General features: G+C 59.6%; 18 protein-coding genes and 2 pseudogenes. 16 read left to right on the top strand and 4 right to left on the bottom strand.

Annotated features, from left to right (window positions below; translation table 11 throughout):
- The first annotated feature begins 92 nt into the window (after positions 1-92).
- A complete protein-coding gene (gene repC / locus PH551_RS19360) occupies positions 93-1,397 on the top strand; it encodes a plasmid replication protein RepC (RefSeq protein WP_285194448.1) in 1,305 nt (434 codons plus the stop codon).
- 44 nt (positions 1,398-1,441) lie between these two features.
- Here the strand turns inward: repC and PH551_RS19355 are convergent, their stop codons facing one another.
- A complete protein-coding gene (locus PH551_RS19355) occupies positions 1,442-2,455 on the bottom strand; it encodes a substrate-binding domain-containing protein (RefSeq protein WP_285194447.1) in 1,014 nt (337 codons plus the stop codon).
- A 269-nt stretch (positions 2,456-2,724) separates the two neighbouring features.
- On the opposite strand from PH551_RS19355, the pseudogene PH551_RS19350 reads away from it, so the two are divergent.
- The 6 genes and pseudogenes from PH551_RS19350 to PH551_RS19325 all read left to right on the top strand — a co-directional run.
- A pseudogene (locus PH551_RS19350) lies at positions 2,725-3,897 on the top strand (ABC transporter substrate-binding protein); the annotation flags it as partial.
- Positions 3,898-3,954: 57 nt separating this feature from the next.
- Positions 3,955-4,941 (top strand): carbohydrate ABC transporter permease, encoded by a 987-nt coding sequence (locus PH551_RS19345; RefSeq protein WP_285194646.1) that lies wholly within the window; start codon positions 3,955-3,957, stop codon positions 4,939-4,941.
- A complete protein-coding gene (locus tag PH551_RS19340) occupies positions 4,941-5,771 on the top strand; it encodes a carbohydrate ABC transporter permease (RefSeq protein ID WP_285194446.1) in 831 nt (276 codons plus the stop codon). The genes PH551_RS19345 and PH551_RS19340 overlap by 1 nt, the downstream gene beginning before the upstream one ends.
- An 11-nt stretch (positions 5,772-5,782) precedes the next feature.
- Complete coding sequence (locus tag PH551_RS19335; RefSeq protein ID WP_285194445.1) at positions 5,783-6,808, top strand: ABC transporter ATP-binding protein; 1,026 nt, start codon at positions 5,783-5,785, stop codon at positions 6,806-6,808.
- 62 nt (positions 6,809-6,870) lie between these two features.
- Positions 6,871-7,656 carry a ThuA domain-containing protein gene (locus PH551_RS19330; protein ID WP_285194444.1) on the top strand — a complete coding sequence of 262 codons (786 nt, stop codon included), beginning with the start codon at positions 6,871-6,873 and terminating at the stop codon, positions 7,654-7,656.
- 27 nt (positions 7,657-7,683) lie between these two features.
- Entirely contained in the window at positions 7,684-8,721 is a 1,038-nt protein-coding gene (locus PH551_RS19325) for a Gfo/Idh/MocA family protein (protein ID WP_085781620.1), read from the top strand.
- Between the two features lie 28 nt (positions 8,722-8,749).
- On the opposite strand, the gene PH551_RS19320 is transcribed toward PH551_RS19325, so the two are convergent.
- Positions 8,750-9,142, bottom strand: a complete 393-nt coding sequence (locus tag PH551_RS19320; protein ID WP_285194443.1) for a DUF4112 domain-containing protein — start codon at positions 9,140-9,142, stop codon at positions 8,750-8,752.
- Between the two features lie 144 nt (positions 9,143-9,286).
- Positions 9,287-11,104, bottom strand: coding sequence for a methyl-accepting chemotaxis protein (locus tag PH551_RS19315; RefSeq protein ID WP_285194442.1), 1,818 nt, complete (start codon positions 11,102-11,104; stop codon positions 9,287-9,289).
- Between the two features lie 242 nt (positions 11,105-11,346).
- Here PH551_RS19315 and PH551_RS19310 point away from each other — a divergent pair, with 242 nt between their 5' ends.
- Positions 11,347-11,595 carry a type II toxin-antitoxin system VapB family antitoxin gene (locus tag PH551_RS19310; RefSeq protein ID WP_285194441.1) on the top strand — a complete coding sequence of 83 codons (249 nt, stop codon included), beginning with the start codon at positions 11,347-11,349 and terminating at the stop codon, positions 11,593-11,595.
- The gene (locus PH551_RS19305) at positions 11,592-12,005 is read left to right on the top strand and encodes a type II toxin-antitoxin system VapC family toxin (protein ID WP_285194440.1); all 414 of its coding nucleotides are present in this window, start codon (positions 11,592-11,594) and stop codon (positions 12,003-12,005) included. The genes PH551_RS19310 and PH551_RS19305 overlap by 4 nt, the downstream gene beginning before the upstream one ends.
- A 280-nt stretch (positions 12,006-12,285) precedes the next feature.
- Here PH551_RS19305 and PH551_RS32925 read toward each other — a convergent pair.
- Positions 12,286-12,678 (bottom strand): annotated as a pseudogene (locus PH551_RS32925) (EF-hand domain-containing protein); the annotation flags it as partial.
- Between the two features lie 163 nt (positions 12,679-12,841).
- Here PH551_RS32925 and PH551_RS19295 point away from each other — a divergent pair.
- The 7 genes from PH551_RS19295 (at position 12,842) to PH551_RS19265 (ending at position 18,045) form a co-directional block, all read left to right on the top strand.
- On the top strand, positions 12,842-13,489 hold the full coding sequence (locus tag PH551_RS19295; protein ID WP_285194438.1) for a TetR/AcrR family transcriptional regulator: 648 nt from the start codon (positions 12,842-12,844) through the stop codon (positions 13,487-13,489).
- A gap of 7 nt (positions 13,490-13,496) precedes the next feature.
- Complete coding sequence (locus tag PH551_RS19290; protein ID WP_285194661.1) at positions 13,497-13,682, top strand: hypothetical protein; 186 nt, start codon at positions 13,497-13,499, stop codon at positions 13,680-13,682.
- 344 nt (positions 13,683-14,026) lie between these two features.
- On the top strand, positions 14,027-14,866 hold the full coding sequence (locus PH551_RS19285; protein WP_285194436.1) for a transporter substrate-binding protein: 840 nt from the start codon (positions 14,027-14,029) through the stop codon (positions 14,864-14,866).
- 163 nt (positions 14,867-15,029) lie between these two features.
- On the top strand, positions 15,030-15,692 hold the full coding sequence (locus PH551_RS19280) for an amino acid ABC transporter permease (RefSeq protein WP_285194645.1): 663 nt from the start codon (positions 15,030-15,032) through the stop codon (positions 15,690-15,692).
- Positions 15,693-15,697: 5 nt separating this feature from the next.
- Positions 15,698-16,357, top strand: a complete 660-nt coding sequence (locus PH551_RS19275; RefSeq protein WP_285194435.1) for an amino acid ABC transporter permease — start codon at positions 15,698-15,700, stop codon at positions 16,355-16,357.
- A gap of 11 nt (positions 16,358-16,368) precedes the next feature.
- Positions 16,369-17,139 (top strand): amino acid ABC transporter ATP-binding protein, encoded by a 771-nt coding sequence (locus tag PH551_RS19270; protein ID WP_285194434.1) that lies wholly within the window; start codon positions 16,369-16,371, stop codon positions 17,137-17,139.
- Between the two features lie 156 nt (positions 17,140-17,295).
- Positions 17,296-18,045 carry a GntR family transcriptional regulator gene (locus PH551_RS19265; RefSeq protein ID WP_285194433.1) on the top strand — a complete coding sequence of 250 codons (750 nt, stop codon included), beginning with the start codon at positions 17,296-17,298 and terminating at the stop codon, positions 18,043-18,045.
- Positions 18,046-18,048: the final 3 nt, after the last annotated feature.

Genomic DNA, 18,048 nt, shown 5'->3' with positions numbered 1-18,048 from the left:
ATCGAGAATCGCATTTCCACGAATCACAGTCAAGCGTCTTAGGCACCAAAGTGGTGGACTGTTTTCTTTTGCCTGAACGAAGGTGAAGGCAAATGGAGAGTGGATATGTGACGACGCCCTTTGGGCGGCGGCCGATGTCGCTTGGCATGCTGGCAAGCCAGCAACTGGCCGAGAGCATCGAGCCCGGGATAAGACGTAGCAAGTGGAAACTGTTCAGGGCGATTTGCGAGGCGCGGCCGGCGCTTGGTGTGACCGATCGGGCGCTGACGGTGCTCGATGCGCTGCTCACCTTCTATCCCGATGACGAGATTTCCGAGGAGAAGGGCCTGATCGTCTTTCCCTCGAATGCGCAGCTTTCGCTTCGCGCCCGGGGTATGACGCCGGCGACGCTGCGGCGGCACCTTGCCGTGCTGGTCGAGGCTGGCCTGATCCTGCGCAAGGACAGCCCGAACGGAAAGCGCTATGCGCGTCGCGACAGGGAAGGGGAGATCGGTGAGGCGTTCGGCTTCAGCGTCGCGCCACTGCTGGCGCGCGCGGTCGAAATCGAAAACCTGGCCGCCGAGGTGGTTGCCGATCGAGAACTCATCCGGGCGACCAGGGAGCGCCTCACCGTGTGCCGGCGGGATATCTCGAAGCTGATCGCAGCAGCGATCGAGGAAGGTGTGCCTGGCGACTGGGAGCAGATGTCGCTGATGTTTAGCGGTCTCGTAGGCAGGATTCCACGCGTCGCGGGGGCCGAGGAATTGGCTTTACTGCTCAACGAGATGGGGCTGCTGCGCGACCAAGCCGTCAACTTGCTGGAAAGACATATAAAATTACAAAAATTAGACGCCAATGAGTCTCAAACTGAGCGCCACAAACAGAATTCAAACCCCAGCTCCAATTTTGAACTTGAACCAAGCTTCGACACGAAGCAGGGCGCGAAGCCGGCGACCGATAACGACCCGGTCGCCGGACCGCAGGACGAGCGAAGATTGAAACATCCGGCATCGGCCGGCGCAATAAGCGGCAGGAAATCCGGCGCGACTGAACCAGCGGCGGGACATACGCTGAAATCCTTCCCGCTTGGTCTGGTTCTTCAGGCCTGCCCGCAAATTCTCGACTATGGGCCGGGCGGAACGATCGGCAATTGGCGCGACCTGATGTCGGCTGCCGTCGTCGTCCGCTCGATGCTCGGCGTCAGCCCTTCGGCCTATGAGGAAGCCTGCGCCGGCATGGGGCCGGAAAACGCCGCGACGGTGATCGCCTGCATTCTGGAAAGGGGCGGACACATCAATTCGCCCGGCGGTTATCTCCGCGATCTCACCCGCAGGACCGAGAGAGGCGAATTTGCGATCGGCCCGATGCTGATGGCGCTGGTGCGGGCAAATGGTGGAGTGCGGCGCGATGCCGGCTGATGGACTTCGGCTGCAGCACAGTCGTGCATCGAGTGATTGCTCGGTCAGCGCGGCGGCGTGGTACTTTCCCGCAGGATCAATTCGACGGGCCACAATTCATGGATCTCGTCTGCGGGGCGGCCAGCGATGAGCTGTAGTGTCAGCTCTGCGCAGCGTGTGCCCGCGGCACGCATGGAAGATCGTGTGGTCGAAAGCGACGGGACCATATTCTCGGCCGTCAGATAGGGGAAGACGTCGTCATGGGCGATGACGGAAACATCCTGTCCGACCGTCATCCCAAGCGAACGGACGGCACGGTAGACACCAAGAGCTGTCATGGTGGAACCGGCAACGATGGCGGTCGGGGCATTGGCGCTCTCCAGAAAAGAACGGGCGTGGCGAAAGCCGCTCTCGTCGGAAAATTTATCGCAGACCATCAGGCTGGGATCTGCGGTGAGCCCACGCTCCTGATGGGCTATCCGAAAACCCTGTTCGCGATGGATTGAATAGGTCTTGCCACGCAGGCCATTGATCATGCCGATGCGCCGGTGCCCGAGATCGAGCAGGTGTTCGGTCACTCTGCGCACGGCATTTTCATTGTCGATATCGAGCCAGGCATGAACGTGCTCGGTCTCCGAGCGGCCGTGGACCAGAAAAGGCACGCCGAGGCTGTTCAGCATCTCGATCCGTGGGTCCCTGGGACGGGGCGAATGAATAATCACGGCGTCTACCCGGCGGCTTTCGACCAGGCGCCGGTAGGCCTGTATCTCGTCGTCGTCATTATGCGCGGTAATAGGTGTGATGAGAATATCCGTATCGGTCGTTTCCAGGCGCTGCGCCATCCCCGACACGAATTCGGAAAAATGAATTTCTCCTGAACGCCCCATCATGACGCCGATCGCTCCGGCTCTTCCAGTCTTCAGGCGCACGGCATTGACATCGGGGCGATAGCCTAGCCGCATTGCTTCGCTCGCAACCCGGGCGCGCGTGGCTTCGCTCACCTCCGGATAGCCGCTGAGTGCGCGGCTGACCGTGGTCGGAGAAAGCCCAAGCTGCTTTGCAAATTCACGAAGTTTCATCGATGTCTTCTTTGTCCGGGAAATCAATGGACGATGCGTTGATGATGCGCAACGGGCAAGTGCTGATTCAGTTCAAATTGAAAACGGTTTCAATTATGTCACGTTGAAATGTCGGCTGCGGATGCCGAATGTACGCCCTTATCCGCGCAGCATGGCTATTATTATCATACAAATACAACCTCCAGAAGCTGGTTTTGGTGTCTTGACGTCATCAAAGCCTTCTGCGATGTTCCGTTTGCCAAATCGATTTCAATTTCTGGGAGGAGATTATGAAAAACTTTGCTCTGGCCTTATCCGCGATTGGACTTGCTCTCGCGGCCGGCCCCATCCACGCCGCAGAAATTTCGTTTGCCGCGAACACCACCGGGAAAAACGTCGAATTCCTGAACAAGCAGCTCGCGATTTTTGAGAAGGAGACCGGCAATCAGGTGAAGCTCGTCACCATGCCATCGTCGAGCAGCGAACAGTTCTCGCAATATCGCTTGTGGCTTGCCGCGGGGAACAAGGACATCGACGTCTATCAGACCGATGTCATCTGGGCGCCGCAGCTTGCCGAGCAGTTCATTGATCTGAAGGAGGCCACCAAAGATGTGGCTGGCCAGTTCTTCCCGTCGATCATCGCTTCGCAGACCGTCAATGGCCGGCTGGTGGCGCTGCCGTTGTTTACCGATGCTCCGGCGCTGTTTTACCGAAAGGACCTGCTCGAGAAATATGACAAGCTGCCGCCGAAGACCTGGGACGAGATGGCCGCAACCGCCAAGGAGATCCAGGATAAAGAACGGCAGGCCGGCCAGAAGGATCTTTGGGGCTACGTCTTCCAGGGCAATTCCTATGAGGGGCTGACCTGTAACGCTCTGGAATGGGTGAAGTCGTCGGGGGGCGGCCAGATCGTCGAGCCGGACGGGACGATCTCGATCAATAATGAGAAGGCGGCATCGGCGCTCGAACGCGCCAAGGGTTGGATCGGCACGATTTCGCCGCCCGGCGTGCTCGCCTATCAGGAAGAGGAATCGCGTGGTGTCTGGCAGACCGGTAACGCTGTCTTCATGCGCAACTGGCCATATGCCTATTCCCTCGGCAACGGCGCCGACAGCGCCGTGAAGGGCAAGTTCGACGTGATGACGCTGCCGGTTGCGGCCGCCGGCGACAAGCCATCCTCGACACTCGGCGGCTGGAACCTGGCGGTGTCGAGATATTCGGAAAAGCAGGAAGCAGCCATCGCGCTCGTGAAATTCCTGGCGTCGAAGGACGTGCAAAAGGCTCGCGCCATCGAGCTGTCCAATCTGCCGACACTGACCGATCTTTATGACGACAAGGATATTGCCGCCGCGCAGCCCTTCATGCCCAACTGGAAACCCATCTTCCAGGATGCGGTGCCGCGTCCTTCGGCGACAGCCAAGGTGAAATACAACGAAGTGTCCTCGAAGTTCTGGACGGCAGTGCGGCGGCCGAGAGGGCGTCGGTCCAGTCTCCGGAGGGCTAAACGGGAAAGGCGTTTCATGACTGAAATCGTAGTTCCACAAGCAATTGAACCCAAGGTTTCCAAGCTCAGAGCCTCTACCGAGCTGCGATCCGAGCGCGTCCGGTCCGCCTGGATTTTTCTGGCGCCGACGCTGTTGATCCTGGCAGTTGTCGCGGGCTGGCCGCTGTTCAGAACCATCTATTTCAGCTTTACGAATGCGTCGCTCAACAACCTTGGCAATGCTGAGTTTGTCGGCTTTGCCAATTATTTGTCGTGGGTGACGCTGAAGAGCGGAAAGATCATCTATCGCGGCCTGTTGGCCGATCCGATCTGGTGGACTGCCGTCTGGAACACTGCCAAATTCACCCTGCTTTCGGTCGCGATCGAGACCATACTCGGATTGATCGTCGCGCTGGTGCTGAACGCGCAGTTCGTCGGGCGTGGAATCGTTCGCGCCGCAATCCTCATTCCCTGGGCGATCCCGACCATCGTTTCGGCCAAGATGTGGGCCTGGATGCTCAATGATCAGTTCGGCATTCTCAATGATATTTTGCTCGGCTTCGGCCTGATCAGCGAGAAGATCGCCTGGACCGCAAATCCGGAAACGGCGATGATCGCCGTGCTGATCGTCGACGTCTGGAAGACGACGCCCTTCATGGCGCTTCTGATCCTTGCCGGACTGCAGATGGTGCCGGGAGATATTTATGAAGCGGCCAAGATCGATGGCGTCAACCCGATCAAGGTTTTCTGGCGTCTGACGCTGCCGCTGATCCGGCCTGCCATCATGGTTGCCATGATCTTCCGGATGCTGGATGCAATGCGCATCTTCGACCTGATCTATGTTCTGACGCCCAACAATGCGCAGACGAAGACCATGTCGGTCATGGCGCGCGAGAACCTGTTCGACTTCGACAAGTTCGCCTATGGCGCCACCGCCTCGACGGTGCTTTTCCTCATCATCGCCTCTGTCACCGTCCTCTATATCTGGTTCGGCCGCGTTAAGCTCGGCGGGGAGGAACGCTGATGCTGCTTTCGATCACCAAGAACATGCTTTTCTACCTGCTCGTTACGATCATCGTCATCATTGCGGTTTTCCCGTTCTACTATGCGATCCTCACCAGCCTGAAGACCGGCACGGCCCTTTTCCAAGTCGATTATTGGCCGACCTCGATCTCCTTCAGCAACTATGCTTCCGTCATGGGGCAGGGCAGTTTCGTTCGCAGCCTTGCGAATTCCGCGATGATTGCCTGCGTCGTGGTTTCAGCATCGCTGCTGCTCTCGATCACCGCTTCGTTCGCTTTGGCCAGGGTTCACTTCCGCGGACGGGCACTCTTGATGCTGACCATCCTGTCGGTGTCGATGTTTCCTCAGATTGCCGTGCTTGCGGGCCTCTTCGAACTGATCCGCTGGATCGGCATCTTCAACACGCCCTTCGCGCTGATCTTTTCCTACGTGATTTTCACGCTGCCATTCACTGTCTGGGTGCTGACGACCTTCATGCGGGAATTGCCGATCGAGATCGAGGAGGCGGCGATCGTCGACGGCGCCTCGCCATGGGTCATCGTCACTCAGGTCTTCATGCCGCTGATGTGGCCGGCGCTGGTGACAACAGGGCTGCTCGCTTTCATCGCCGCCTGGAACGAGTTTCTTTTCGCGCTGACGTTCACATCGTCCGATACGCAACGGACGGTGCCGGTCGCCATCGCCCTGCTTTCGGGCAACAGCGCGTTCGAAATTCCCTGGGGCAACATCATGGCGGCTTCGGTGATCGTCACCGTGCCGGTTGTCGTGCTTGTTTTGATATTCCAGCGCCGGATCATTTCGGGGCTGACTGCCGGCGGCGTCAAGGGTTGAGGGAGAAGGACATGGCAGAGATCCGACTGGAGAACATCCGCAAGAGCTTTGGCGCTTTCGAGGTGATCAAGGGCGTGACGATGGAGATCCGCAGAGGCGAGTTCATGGTGTTCGTGGGGCCGTCCGGATGTGGCAAGTCTACGCTGCTCAGGCTTATCTCCGGGCTCGAGGACATCACCTCGGGAACCCTCGCCTTCGACAATGAGACGGTAAATCGGCACGCGCCGTCGAAGAGAGGGATCGCCATGGTCTTCCAGTCCTACGCGCTCTACCCGCATATGACGGTCTTCGACAACATGGCGTTCGGCATGAAGCTTTCCGGGGGCAACAGAGACGAATGCCGCCGGCGCGTCGAGCAGGCGGCCGGCATGCTGCAGCTCTCATCCTATCTGGACCGCTTGCCGCGACAGCTTTCCGGCGGGCAGCGTCAGCGTGTCGCAATCGGCCGGGCGATCGTGCGCGATCCCAAGGTCTTTCTCTTCGACGAGCCGCTGTCCAATCTCGACGCGGCGCTTCGCGTCGCGACGAGGCTTGAGATCGCCAAGCTTCATCGCAGCATGCACGGTACGACGATGATCTATGTGACGCATGATCAGGTCGAGGCCATGACGCTGGCGGATCGAATCTGCGTGCTGAGGGACGGCGTCGTCGAGCAGATCGGCACGCCGCTGGAACTTTACGAAAGCCCGAACTCGGTCTTCGTCGCCGGCTTCATCGGTTCGCCGAAAATGAATTTCCTGTCGGGCGGGCTGGCACAGCCCTATGACAGCCATACGATCGGCGTGCGCGCAGAGCATGTTCGCATCTCGCCCGAGTCTCCGGTTTGGAGAGGCACGGTCATCCATTCCGAAATCCTCGGCTCCGATAGCTTTGTCTATCTGGATATTGGGGCGGATGAGCCGCTTGTCGTGCGGGAGGCCGGCGTCGCCCGTCATGAGCCGGGCCATACGCTTGGCCTCGCGCCACTTGACGGTCACATCCACCGTTTCGACCGGTCGGGCCGGGCGCTCGAACGTGAATCCATGCGGGCAGCCTGATCTTCCAGGCATCGATGTCTTTCCCGAAGCTCGATCCGCGTCAACTACAAGGAGAAAACGACGTGACCATACGCACCGTTGTGTGGGGTGAAAACATTCACGAGAATACCAATGCGATCGTCCGGGGCATCTATCCGGAAGGCATGCATATGACGATCGCCAATGCACTGAATACCGATCCCACCATCTCCGCCACCACGGCGACGCTGCAGGAGCCGGAGCACGGGCTGAGCGAAGCCCGGCTTGCCGAAACCGATGTCTTGACCTGGTGGGGCCACAAGGATCACGGCGCGGTGTCAGACGTCGTCGTCGAGCGCGTCGCCAAACGCGTCTGGGAAGGCATGGGCCTTCTCGTGCTGCATTCCGGCCATTTCTCGAAGATCTTCAAGCGGCTGATGGGAACACCCTGCGCGCTGAAATGGCGCGAGGCGGGTGAGCGCGAGCGGCTGTGGACGATCAACCCGCGCCATCCGATCGCCGCCGGCATCGGCGAGCATTTCGAACTGGAGAACGAGGAAATGTATGGCGAGCAGTTTTCGGTGCCGGAGCCGCTCGAAACCGTGTTCATCTCCTGGTTCCAGGGCGGCGAAGTGTTCCGCTCGGGCCTGACCTGGCGCCGCGGCGCCGGCAACATCTTCTATTTCCGCCCGGGCCATGAGACCTATCCGACCTATCACGACGCCACCGTCCAGAAGGTGCTGATCAACGGCGTCAAGTGGGCCTACAACCCTGAAGGCGCGTTGACTGGCATTACCGACGCTCCAAATGTGCCGGTGGAAAAGGCATTGGAGCCGATCGTCGAACGCGGCCCGAAACTGCACCAGGCCGGCGAAGCCGGTTATCGCTGAATTCGATAGAGGACCATGAGGACAAAAATGCGCTTGATCATTCTCGGAACCGGAGGATGGGCAAATACCCATGCCATGAATTTTTCGGAAATCGCCGGCGTCAAAATTGTTGCTGCCGTCGATACAGACGAGGTCCGGCTGCGGGCCTTCGCGCTCAGGCATGGCATCCCGCTTACTTTCACATCGCTCGATGACGCCCTTGCCTGGGGGGAGTTCGACGCCGTGACCAATGTCACGCCGGATCGAGCGCATTATTCCACGACGATGAAGATACTCGGCGCCGGCAAGCATGTGCTCTGCGAGAAGCCCCTGGCGGTCAACTACCGCGAGGCCAAGGAGATGGCCGACGCCGCGGCGGCGTCCGGAAAGGTCACGATGGTAAACCTTACCTATCGTAATGTGGCGCCGCTGCAGGCGGCGCGAAAGATGGTGCTGGATGGCCGTCTCGGCGCGATCCGCCACTTCGAAGCGTCCTATCTCCAAAGTTGGTTGGTGTCCAAGGCTTGGGGCGACTGGACCAAAGAGTCGCAGTGGCTTTGGCGGCTGTCGACAAAGCACGGCTCCAACGGTGTGCTGGGCGATGTTGGTATCCACATTCTCGACTTCGCGGTTTTTGCCGCCGGCAGCGACGTCAAGGCGGCGGCATCGCATCTCAAGGTTTTCGACAAGAGCCCCGGGAACCGGATCGGCGAATACGAGCTCGATGCGAATGACAGTTTCCTGATGATGGCCGAGCTCGAAAACGGCGCGGCCGGCGTCATCCATGCAACGCGCTGGGCGACCGGCCATCTGAACGAATTGCGCCTGCGCCTGCATGGAGACAAGGGGGCCCTGGAGGTGGTGCATACGCCTGAAGGTTCGACCCTCAGGGCCTGCGAAGGCGCCGATGCCGACAAGGCGATCTGGCGCAAGATCGAGGTCGAACCGGTCATCACCAATTTCCAGCGATTTGCAAACGCCGTGGAAAAAGGGAAGCCGGATGAGCCGGGTTTCGGCCATGCCGCCAAGCTGCAATTTGTTCTTGATCACGCAGTCAAGACGGCCGGCGCCCTGACTGAGCTTTAGACAGGTTCCTCGGAGGGGCCGAGCATCGTCAGATGCGCTGGTTCAGCTCGTCTTCGCTGATGCCGAAATGCTCGAGGATGATGCCGACGTTCCGGCGGTGAGATTTGAAATAGACGTCGAAGAGATCGCCGACCAGCGGAACCGTGCCGCAGGCGGCGTCGACGCCGAGATTGACCGCCATGCGGGCGAGCTTATGGGCAGGAAGGCCGAGACGCCTTGCTTCATCGATGATGAAGAGACCGATGAGGGATCCGGCAACGTCGCCGACGGCTGGGATGAGGCCGAGAACCGAGTCTGCGCCGATCCGTACGCCGAAAGGCAATCTTACTGCGGTGTCCATGAGCCGAGCGATCGCGGCAGCGCGTCGAATTCTTTCGCGTGCGAGCGCCGTGAGGCGTTCCCTGTGGACAGAGGCTGGCATCAAAACCCTTGCGGCATTGGGATCGCAGCGCGCGATCCTGATCCAACGAAGGTGCGGCGTCGCGATCGAGATGTTCCATTGCCGTGAAACGCCGAAAGTCTTAATAGGTTCGCCGGCCGCGTGAGGATTTACGCCTGAGCCGCGTCAGGCGGCTCTCTGCGATCTTGACCCGCCGGCCGGTGCATTGATCTGAAAACGGCCGACCACGCCCTCCAGCGTCTGCGTCTGCCCGCCGAGCGCACGGCAGGCTGAGACCGTTTCCGCGGCCATCGCGGCATTGCGCTGCGTGACCTCATCGAGCGCATTGACGGAGGCATTGATTTCCCCGATCGCCACCGCCTGCTCGGAGGAAACCGAAACGATGCGGGCGATCAGGCCGGCGACCTGCTCGACCTGGCCTTCGATTTCCATTAGCGCCTTGCCGGTGCGGTTGACGAGCTCTACGCCGGTGGAAACCTGAGACGATGACGTGGAAATCAGAGATCTGATCTCCTTGGCGGCATTGGCCGAACGGAGGGCGAGCTCACGTACTTCCTGCGCTACAACGGCGAAGCCTTTGCCCGCTTCGCCTGCTCGGGCAGCTTCCACACCGGCGTTGAGCGCCAGAAGGTTGGTCTGGAAGGCGATCTCGTCGATGACGTTGACGATATCGCCGATCTGGGCGGACGAACCCTCGATCTTCTGCATGGCGGCGATCGCATCGCGAACGATGGCTGCCGAATGTTCGGCGCTGCTGCGCGTCTCGGCCATCATACCGGTCGCCTTGCCGGCATGGTGGGAGGCGTCATTGGTTTTAGCGTTCATCTCCTTGAGCGCGGCGGTGGCCTCTTCTAGCATAGCCGCCTGCTGCTCCGTGCGCGATGCGAGGCTGTCTGCGGCATTGGTGATGCCGGTCGAGGAACTGCCCACCTGCCGGGAGGTCTGGGCGACCTCCGCCATTGAGGCGGAAAGAGCATCCAGGCTGTCGTTGAACTTGGCGCGCAAGCTCTCATAGGCGGCGGCAAAGGTTGTCGTGATACGGCAATCAAGATTGCCGTGCGACAGCTGGTCCAGGCCATATGTCAACTCGTTGATAACCGTTTCGCGTGTCCGCTCCTCGGCCGCCTTTTCGGCCATCTGGCTGCGCTCGCGCTCGAATTCGGCATCGCGAAGCGCCGTTTCCCGCTTCTGCGCGTCCTGCCGTTCCAGCGCATTATGGCGGAACACCGCGACCGCCTTGGACATGGCGCCGATCTCGTCGGAACGGTTCGCATAGGGAACTTCGGTCGAAAAATCGCCTTCGGCAAGATTGCCCATATAGGCCTTCATGCCATCGAGCGGCACGATTGCCCGGCGGCGCAGAAGATAGAGTCCCGCCAGCAGCAGAGCGAAGGAGCCGAAGCCTGCAGCTCCCGCATAGATCGTCCAGGTCACGATTTCCGAAGCTGCGTTCTTTTCCTCGCCCTTCAGGAAAGCGTCGGAATTCGCGACGAGCTTCTCCACAGCATCCTGGTGAGTATGGAAGGCGACGCGCAACTGCTCGATCGCGCCGTGCGCCTTGTCTTCGTCCTTTGCTTTCAGCGCCGGAATGATCTCGCGGTTCATCACGTCCCAGAATGCATCGCCCTTGGTCAGCACATCGTTTTCGAGCTCGTCCTTCAAAGCCTGCGGCAGCCGGGTGGACTTCCAATAGGCGCGGCGGTCGTCGTAAGCGGCCTTCAGATTGGCGATCTTCGCCAGATTGGTCTCGGTGAGTTCGGGAAATTTGCTCGCCTCGAAGGAGAGCATGTAGGATTCGACCACGAAGAGCGGCGGCGGCAATATGTCGGCGATGAGATCCTTGCCGTAGACCACCTGCTCGTAAACCGGCCCGTTGACTTTCAGCCTTTCAAGCGCCGATTGCTGCAATCCAATCGACATGAAAAGACCGGCTGAAACGGCGATGCCAAACGCCACCAGGCTGCGCGCAATGGTAAATGCCAAGACTCTCTCCAAATAACTTTGCAGCTCTCTTCTTCAATTCGCCGGATTTATACGGAGCATTATTTCTCAAGAACCCTGACATATGGTTAATTCTTTAGAATGTGTGAGGCTCCAAAGATCTTCCCAGACTGCCCAAAATTGGGGTGGTTCATGAAACGTGAGCTATTTCAGGTATCAAGCCATCAATTGCCATCTTGATGGCTTATGGAGAGCGCACTATATCTGTCGTAAAGGAAATTAAGATGGCCGGACCCCAGCTTTCCGTACGAAGTGCAAGGGCACGTGACCTTGCTCATCGACTCGCCCGCCGCGAAAACCGCTCGATAGCCGATATCGTCGAGCGGGCGCTCGAATCCTATGAAATACGCGAGGCCGGCCGTGAGCCGGCATCGTCTTTCTACAGCAGGCTGTCGCAACAAAGTGGGACGGATATTGACCTTGAGGCCGTCCTGAAGGAAGACCGGCGGGCGCATAAAGGCATCGAGCTTTGATTTTTCTCGATACCAACGTCGTTTCGGAGACGTTGAGAAAATCGCCTGATGAAGCGGTAATCGCATGGCTGGTTCGTCATGATGCTGAACTGGCACTGCCCACGGTGACGATTGCCGAGATCGCTTTCGGTATCCAGAAGATCCGGCCCGACCAACGAGCCGAACGCCTCGAACAGGGACTTTCCGACTGGCGGCGCCGCTTCGCGGACCGGATTTTTGGCCTGACCGAAGAAGCCGCTCTTGCCTATGGCGAGATCATGGGGACCGCAGCTCATCAGGGGCGCGGCATGTCAGCGCCGGACGGCATGATCGCAGCTATTGCGAGGGTTAATGGCGGTCGGCTCGCGACGCGAAACCCGAGCGATTTCGTGACCGCCAACCTTGAATTGATTTCCCCGTGGGAGTTTTGATCTGAGAAGCACCGCAGCCACGAACCTGAAGCCAAGCCGACCAGTTTTGTAAATTGCCGAGAGACGATTGCGATCGTCGCAATACTTCATTGACAACGGCGCCACTCAAGCCAATCGCATCAGCATGTCGTTGAGGTTGCCGATCTCTCGCAGCAGTTCGATCAGCCTGTCCGTGTCGTCCTGGCTGAGCCGGCCGCTGCCGCCGCTTTTATCCCTGATGTCGGAGCCGGCCTGGAACACTTTCGAATTGGCGGTGTAGCTGCGCTGCCTCGATCATGTCATCGGGATGTTCCGACGGCTGGGCGGACATCGTCTCGGCGAGTGCATCGACCGACAGCGAGCCTGCGCCTTCGCTGTCGAACAGCGTTCCGGCCTGATCCTCGCTGACATCGGACGGCCGGGCCGAGACGAACTCGGCCTTGCTCACATAGCCGTCGCCGTCGGTATGCAGGTCAGCAACATCCATGCCTGTGCCGCCGTCCCCTTCGCCGGTGGAGCCGGACTGGTCCCCATCAGTTTGTCGGCGCTGCTCGACGTGTCTTCGTCGAGCTGCCCTCTTGCGGTTGATCTTTTCGCAAACCATACTAGAGGATAGGATGTCCTGGGATGCGGATGTCGAGCTCTTGTTATAGGGATAAGAAGAGACTGACGTGGCGGCAGAAATGGTCGTCATAAGCGCTCCATCACTAGAGGGTGGGGATGCAGCGCATTGCAGAACTTGTTAGTTCTCTAAACCGAAATTGCTAAATGCAACAACCGAAAAAACCATCCCTCAGAAATAACAGGCTGCTTTTCACGATCGTCGGCATGCGCGTCGGCAAAGCGGTCTGATCGTCATGGATATCGTCGACGAGCCCGCAGATGAGCCGCGCAAAAGAGGCCGGCCTAAAGTCTCCACCGATGAAGACAAGCGCACGCATATCGTCGAGGCCGCCCGCAGCGTTTTCGTAAAATACGGCTATGCCGGAAGCACGACCGCAGTCGTTGCCTCGGAGGCGGGTGTTTCCAAGCAGACGCTCTACAAGCTGTTTCAGAGCAAGGAAGAGCTGTTTGCGGCCGTCGTCGGCGCGCACCGGCGGCTGATGCTCGACCTGCCGCGGCCTGCTGAAGATATTCCGATCGCGGAAAGTCTCGAGCGGATCTTCATGATCGACATGGACGAGGATAAAGATGCGGAACGCGCCGGTTTCCTGCAGCTCGTCTTTCGCGAAGCCGCGCAGTTTCCCGAGCTTATCGACATTCTCCAGCGCGAAGGCATACTCGCCAGCCGGCAGCATCTCGCCGACTGGTTGAACGATCGCCGGGCGGAGGGCAGGCTGTCGCTGGATGATCCGGAGAGCGGCGCCCGCATGTTGATGGATATGATCTTTGGCGGCATGGGCCCGCCGGAAGGCCGCATGCAAGCCTGGCCCGACCGGGCCCTGATGCTTGCCCATCTTCACCGCTGCATTGCGATCTTCGCCGCCGGCGTCGGCGCCGCTTGAACTGGTGGTGGAGATTCCTCCATTTCGAGCTTCCGATCCGGACAAGGTCGACGATCTGATCAAGCGCTCTACCGCCATGTACGACATGGCCAACGGCACAGGCACCACGTCGACGGCACTTTCCATCTTGACCGGCTCGGCGACGATCAGCGCCGATACGCTGCTTGCGATGGCACAATTGAAAAGCGGCTGAGAAAGTCGCCTCTCCGTTAACACCCCTTCAAAAGAGACCGCGTGGTTAATCCCAGCAAGGCGCTGCACGCCGGCCTGGCGTGCGATGACGCTGATTGCGGTGCCTGAAAGGCTTCCGCGTCCTATATCCTGCCGCCTGGTGCTGTTGGGCGCCGCTGGTGAGGGTTACCGAAAAACCAACTGCAAAATGCTGCGCTGCCGAAAAAATCGCCAAGCACTCTGCTGCGCGTTTTTTCGGCATGCCCCATTGACAATTCACCGCCGATAGCACTTGATATCCAAATCCAATAAAATAGACAGATGTCCGGTATATTGGATCATCGAAACATCTACAAGGGGAACGCCATGATCATTTCCTTTCGCGCTGGCCTGATCTCGCTGGCCGTCGCCGCCCTGGTGTCGACGCCTGTGCTCGCCGAGGGCAGCAAGCTCGACGAAGTGCTGGCCCGCGGCCATCTCGTGCTCGGCACTGGCAGCACCAATGCGCCCTGGCACTTCAAGAGCGCGGACGACAAGCTTCAGGGCTTTGATGTCGACATGGGCCACATCGTCGCCAAGGCCCTGTTCGGCGATCCGGATAAGATTGAGTATGTCAACCAGTCTTCGGATGCCCGCATTCCGAACATCACCACCGATAAGGTCGACATCACCTGCCAGTTCATGACTGTTACGGGCGAACGCGCCCAGCAGGTTGCCTTCACCATTCCCTATTATCGTGAGGGCGTCGGCCTGATGCTCAAGGCGGACGGAAAATATGCCGATTATGCCGCCCTGAAGGCTGCCGGCTCGTCGGTCACCATCTCGGTTCTCCAGAACGTCTATGCCGAGGCTATGGTGCACGCGGCATTGCCGGAAGCGACCGTCGACCAATACGAATCTGTCGACCTGATCTATCAGGCGCTGGAGTCCGGGCGCGCCGATGCCGCCGCCACGGACCAGTCGTCGCTCGCCTGGTACATGACGCAGAACCCGGGACGCTACAAGGATGCTGGTTACGGCTGGAACCCACAGACCTATGCCTGCGCCGTCAAGCGCGGTGATCAGGACTGGCTGAACTTCGTCAACACCGCTCTTCACGAAGCAATGACCGGTGTCGAATTCGACTTCTATGCTAAATCCTTCAAGACCTGGTTCGGCAAGGATCTGGCGCCGCCGCAGATCGGCTTCCCCGTCGAGTTCAAGTGACCGCGATGCGGTGTGGGAGTTCGCTCCCGCTCCGCTGGAACAGAAAGATCTTGGTCCAGGTCGGGCCAAGATCCGAATCCGCTTCTGAATCGAATGGTTGGATTACAACGCCGTCCGGGCCGCTCGCAGGTTCGGCGGCATGCTCCGGTCTGAAAGGACCCGCATGGGTTACACGCTGAATTTCGCTGCCGTCTGGCGCAATTTCGACTTTCTCTTAAGCGGACTTGCCCTCAGCCTCGGCCTTGCCGTGATCTCGATCCTGATCGGGGCCGCAATCGGTCTTGTCGTGGCTTTCGCGCGGACGTCGAGGAGCCGCTTCGCGCTCGTGCCGGCGCGCATCTATGTCACTATCATTCGCAACCTGCCGATTCTCGTCCTGGTGCTTTTCGCCTTTTTCGCGCTGCCGCAGATGGGCTTGCGCCTCGACAAGATGAAAAGCTTCGTGCTGGTTCTCTCGCTCTATTCCGGCGCCTATCTGGCCGAGGTGTTCCGCGCCGGACTGCTGTCGATCCCAAGAGGACTGACGGAAGCCGGCCTCGCAATCGGCCTGACGGCAATGCAGATCCGAAGCTCGATCATCGCACCGCTGATGTTGCGCAACGTGCTGCCATCGCTCTCCTCGACCATCATCTCGCTCTTCAAGGACACCTCGCTCGCCGCCGCCATTGCCGTGCCCGAGCTGACCTTTGCCGCCCGCAAGATCAATGTCGAGAGCTTCCGGGTCATCGAAACATGGCTGGTTACATCAGCCCTCTATGTCGCCACCTGTTTCCTCATCGCAGCCTTGATGCGCCTCGTCGAGCGCCGTCTGGCCCTGCCGAGATAATTCCGATGTCTCACACCTTTCTCGAACAACTCTGGATCGCCCGTTACGTCATCATGAACGGCATCGCCATGACCGTGTCGATCTCGCTGCTGGCCATTCTCGCCGGCTCCGTTCTCGGGGTCTTTGTCGGACTGGCGCTGGTTTACGGCGGCATTGTCTTACGTCTCCTCGTGCGAGCCTATACGGATATCGTCCGCGGCACGCCGGTGCTCGTGCTCGTACTGGCAAGCTATTACGTCTCCGCTGCGGTCGGTCTTGATCTCGGACCGTTCTCCGCCGGCGTCCTCGCCCTTGCCGTCTTCTGCTCTTCCCATGTCGGCGAAATCGTGCGCGGAGCGCTTCAGGCGATCCCGAAGGGGCAGACCGAAGCCGCTAAGGCGATCGGTCTGACCTTTACCCAGACCTTCACCTCGGTGCTGTGGCCGCAGGCCATGCGCCAATGTCTGCCAGCCTGGGTGAATACGGCGGCCGAGATGGTGAAAGCCTCGACTCTGCTCTCCGTCATCGGCGTCGCCGAGCTTCTCCTGCGCACGCAGGAGATCATTTCCCGCAATTTCATGAGCCTGCAGTTCTATTTTCTGGCCGGCGGTCTCTATTTCATCGTCAACTACGGCATCGAGCACTTCGGCAAATATGTCGAGCGCAAGACCGCCCTGCCGTCCTGAGGAGCCTACCGATGGCCAAGACCATTCTCGACATCAAGGGTCTGCGTAAGACTTACGGTATCCACGAAGTTCTCAAGGGGGTCGATTGCGCCGTGCAGGAAGGCGAAGTCATCTCCATTATCGGCTCATCCGGCTCAGGCAAGACCACCTTGCTGCGCTGCGTCAACATGCTCGAGGAATTCCAGGGCGGCACGATCAGCCTCGACGGCGAGGAAATCGGCTATCACGTCGACGGCGCGTCGCGGCGGCGCAAGAGCGAGAAGGAGATTGCGCGCCAGCGCGCCCTGACCGGCATGGCTTTTCAGCAGTTCAATCTCTTCCCGCATATGAGCGCGGCCGAAAACGTCATGCTCGGCCTCGTCAAGGTGAAGAAGATGACGAAGCCGGACGCCCGCATCATCGCTGAAAAATGGCTGGACCGGGTCGGCCTCGCCGCCCGCGCCAACCATTATCCCGGTCAGCTCTCCGGCGGACAGCAGCAGCGTGTCGCAATTGCCCGCGCCATCGCCATGTCGCCGCGGCTGATGCTGTTCGACGAGGTGACCTCCGCGCTCGACCCGGAACTGGTGGGCGAAGTGCTGCAGGTGATCAAGGGACTTGCCGCCGACGGCATGACCATGCTGCTCGTCACCCATGAGATGCGTTTCGCCTACGAGGTTTCGTCCCGCGTGATCTTCATGAACCAGGGCGTCATCTGCGAGGAGGGCGATCCGAAGGAAATGTTCGTGCGCCCGAAAACCGAAAGGTTGGCGGAATTTCTCAAAACCTCGAGCTTCCATTAAAAAGACGCCAATGGCGATAGCCGGGGGAGGGCGGGCGCGCTCGCCCAAATTACGTTCAGTCTGCATCCCCGACAGGCATAATCTGCGCGAGAAACCCGCGACAGCTCGAAAGGCATGAGCGCGGTATCTTGGCACGCGCTTTGCTTGCTATCTTGTATGCAAGAGAGCCAGACATCCGAGACCACGCAGAAATCCATTGAGGCAACGATCGTCTCCGGGATCCTTTCGGCCAAGATCCGGCCGGGCACGCGTCTTGGCGAGAACCAGCTGGCACTACTCTTCGGCGTGTCCCGAACCCGCGTCCGTGAAGCCATGATGCGTCTGGAGACGCGCGGCATCGTGCATGTCAGCCCCCGGCGCGGCTGGTTCGTCGTCGAACCTTCGGCCGAGGATGCGATCGCCGTCTATGAGGCGCGGCGTGTCGTCGAGGCTGGATTGCTGCGCAGCATGGGCGTGCTTTCAGAGGCGGGACGAAAGGCTCTCGACGCCCACCTGAATGAGGAGAGGAATGCCATGGCGGCGGGCGACCGCCAGCGGCTGACTTATCTGATGGGCGATTTCCATATCCGCATCGCGGAACTGAGCGGCAACACGATCATCGTCGACATCCTGCGCGACCTGACCGCGAGGACCATCCTCATTTCGATGCTCTACCAGTCCGAATTTCATGCGGTGCAGTCCCACGAAGGGCACTGCCGCATATTCGAGGCAATGCAGGCGGGCGATTTCGTCAGAGCTGCGGAGCTCTCGGTCGAACATCTTGATGAAGTGGAAATGGGCCTCGACCTGACGGCGCGCCCAGATCCGCTTTCGGATCTGCGCAGTTCCCTGTCGCTTCCGCTAAAGGCCGCATCCTCCATCGCCCGGCAATCGGGCCCCAAAACCACAACTTCAAAGGAGCAATGAACA

The sequence above is a fragment of the Rhizobium atlanticum genome (assembly GCF_030182485.1).
In the GTDB taxonomy this organism is placed as follows: Bacteria; Pseudomonadota; Alphaproteobacteria; order Rhizobiales; family Rhizobiaceae; genus Rhizobium.
This window is presented reverse-complemented; position numbering and strand designations above follow the sequence as displayed.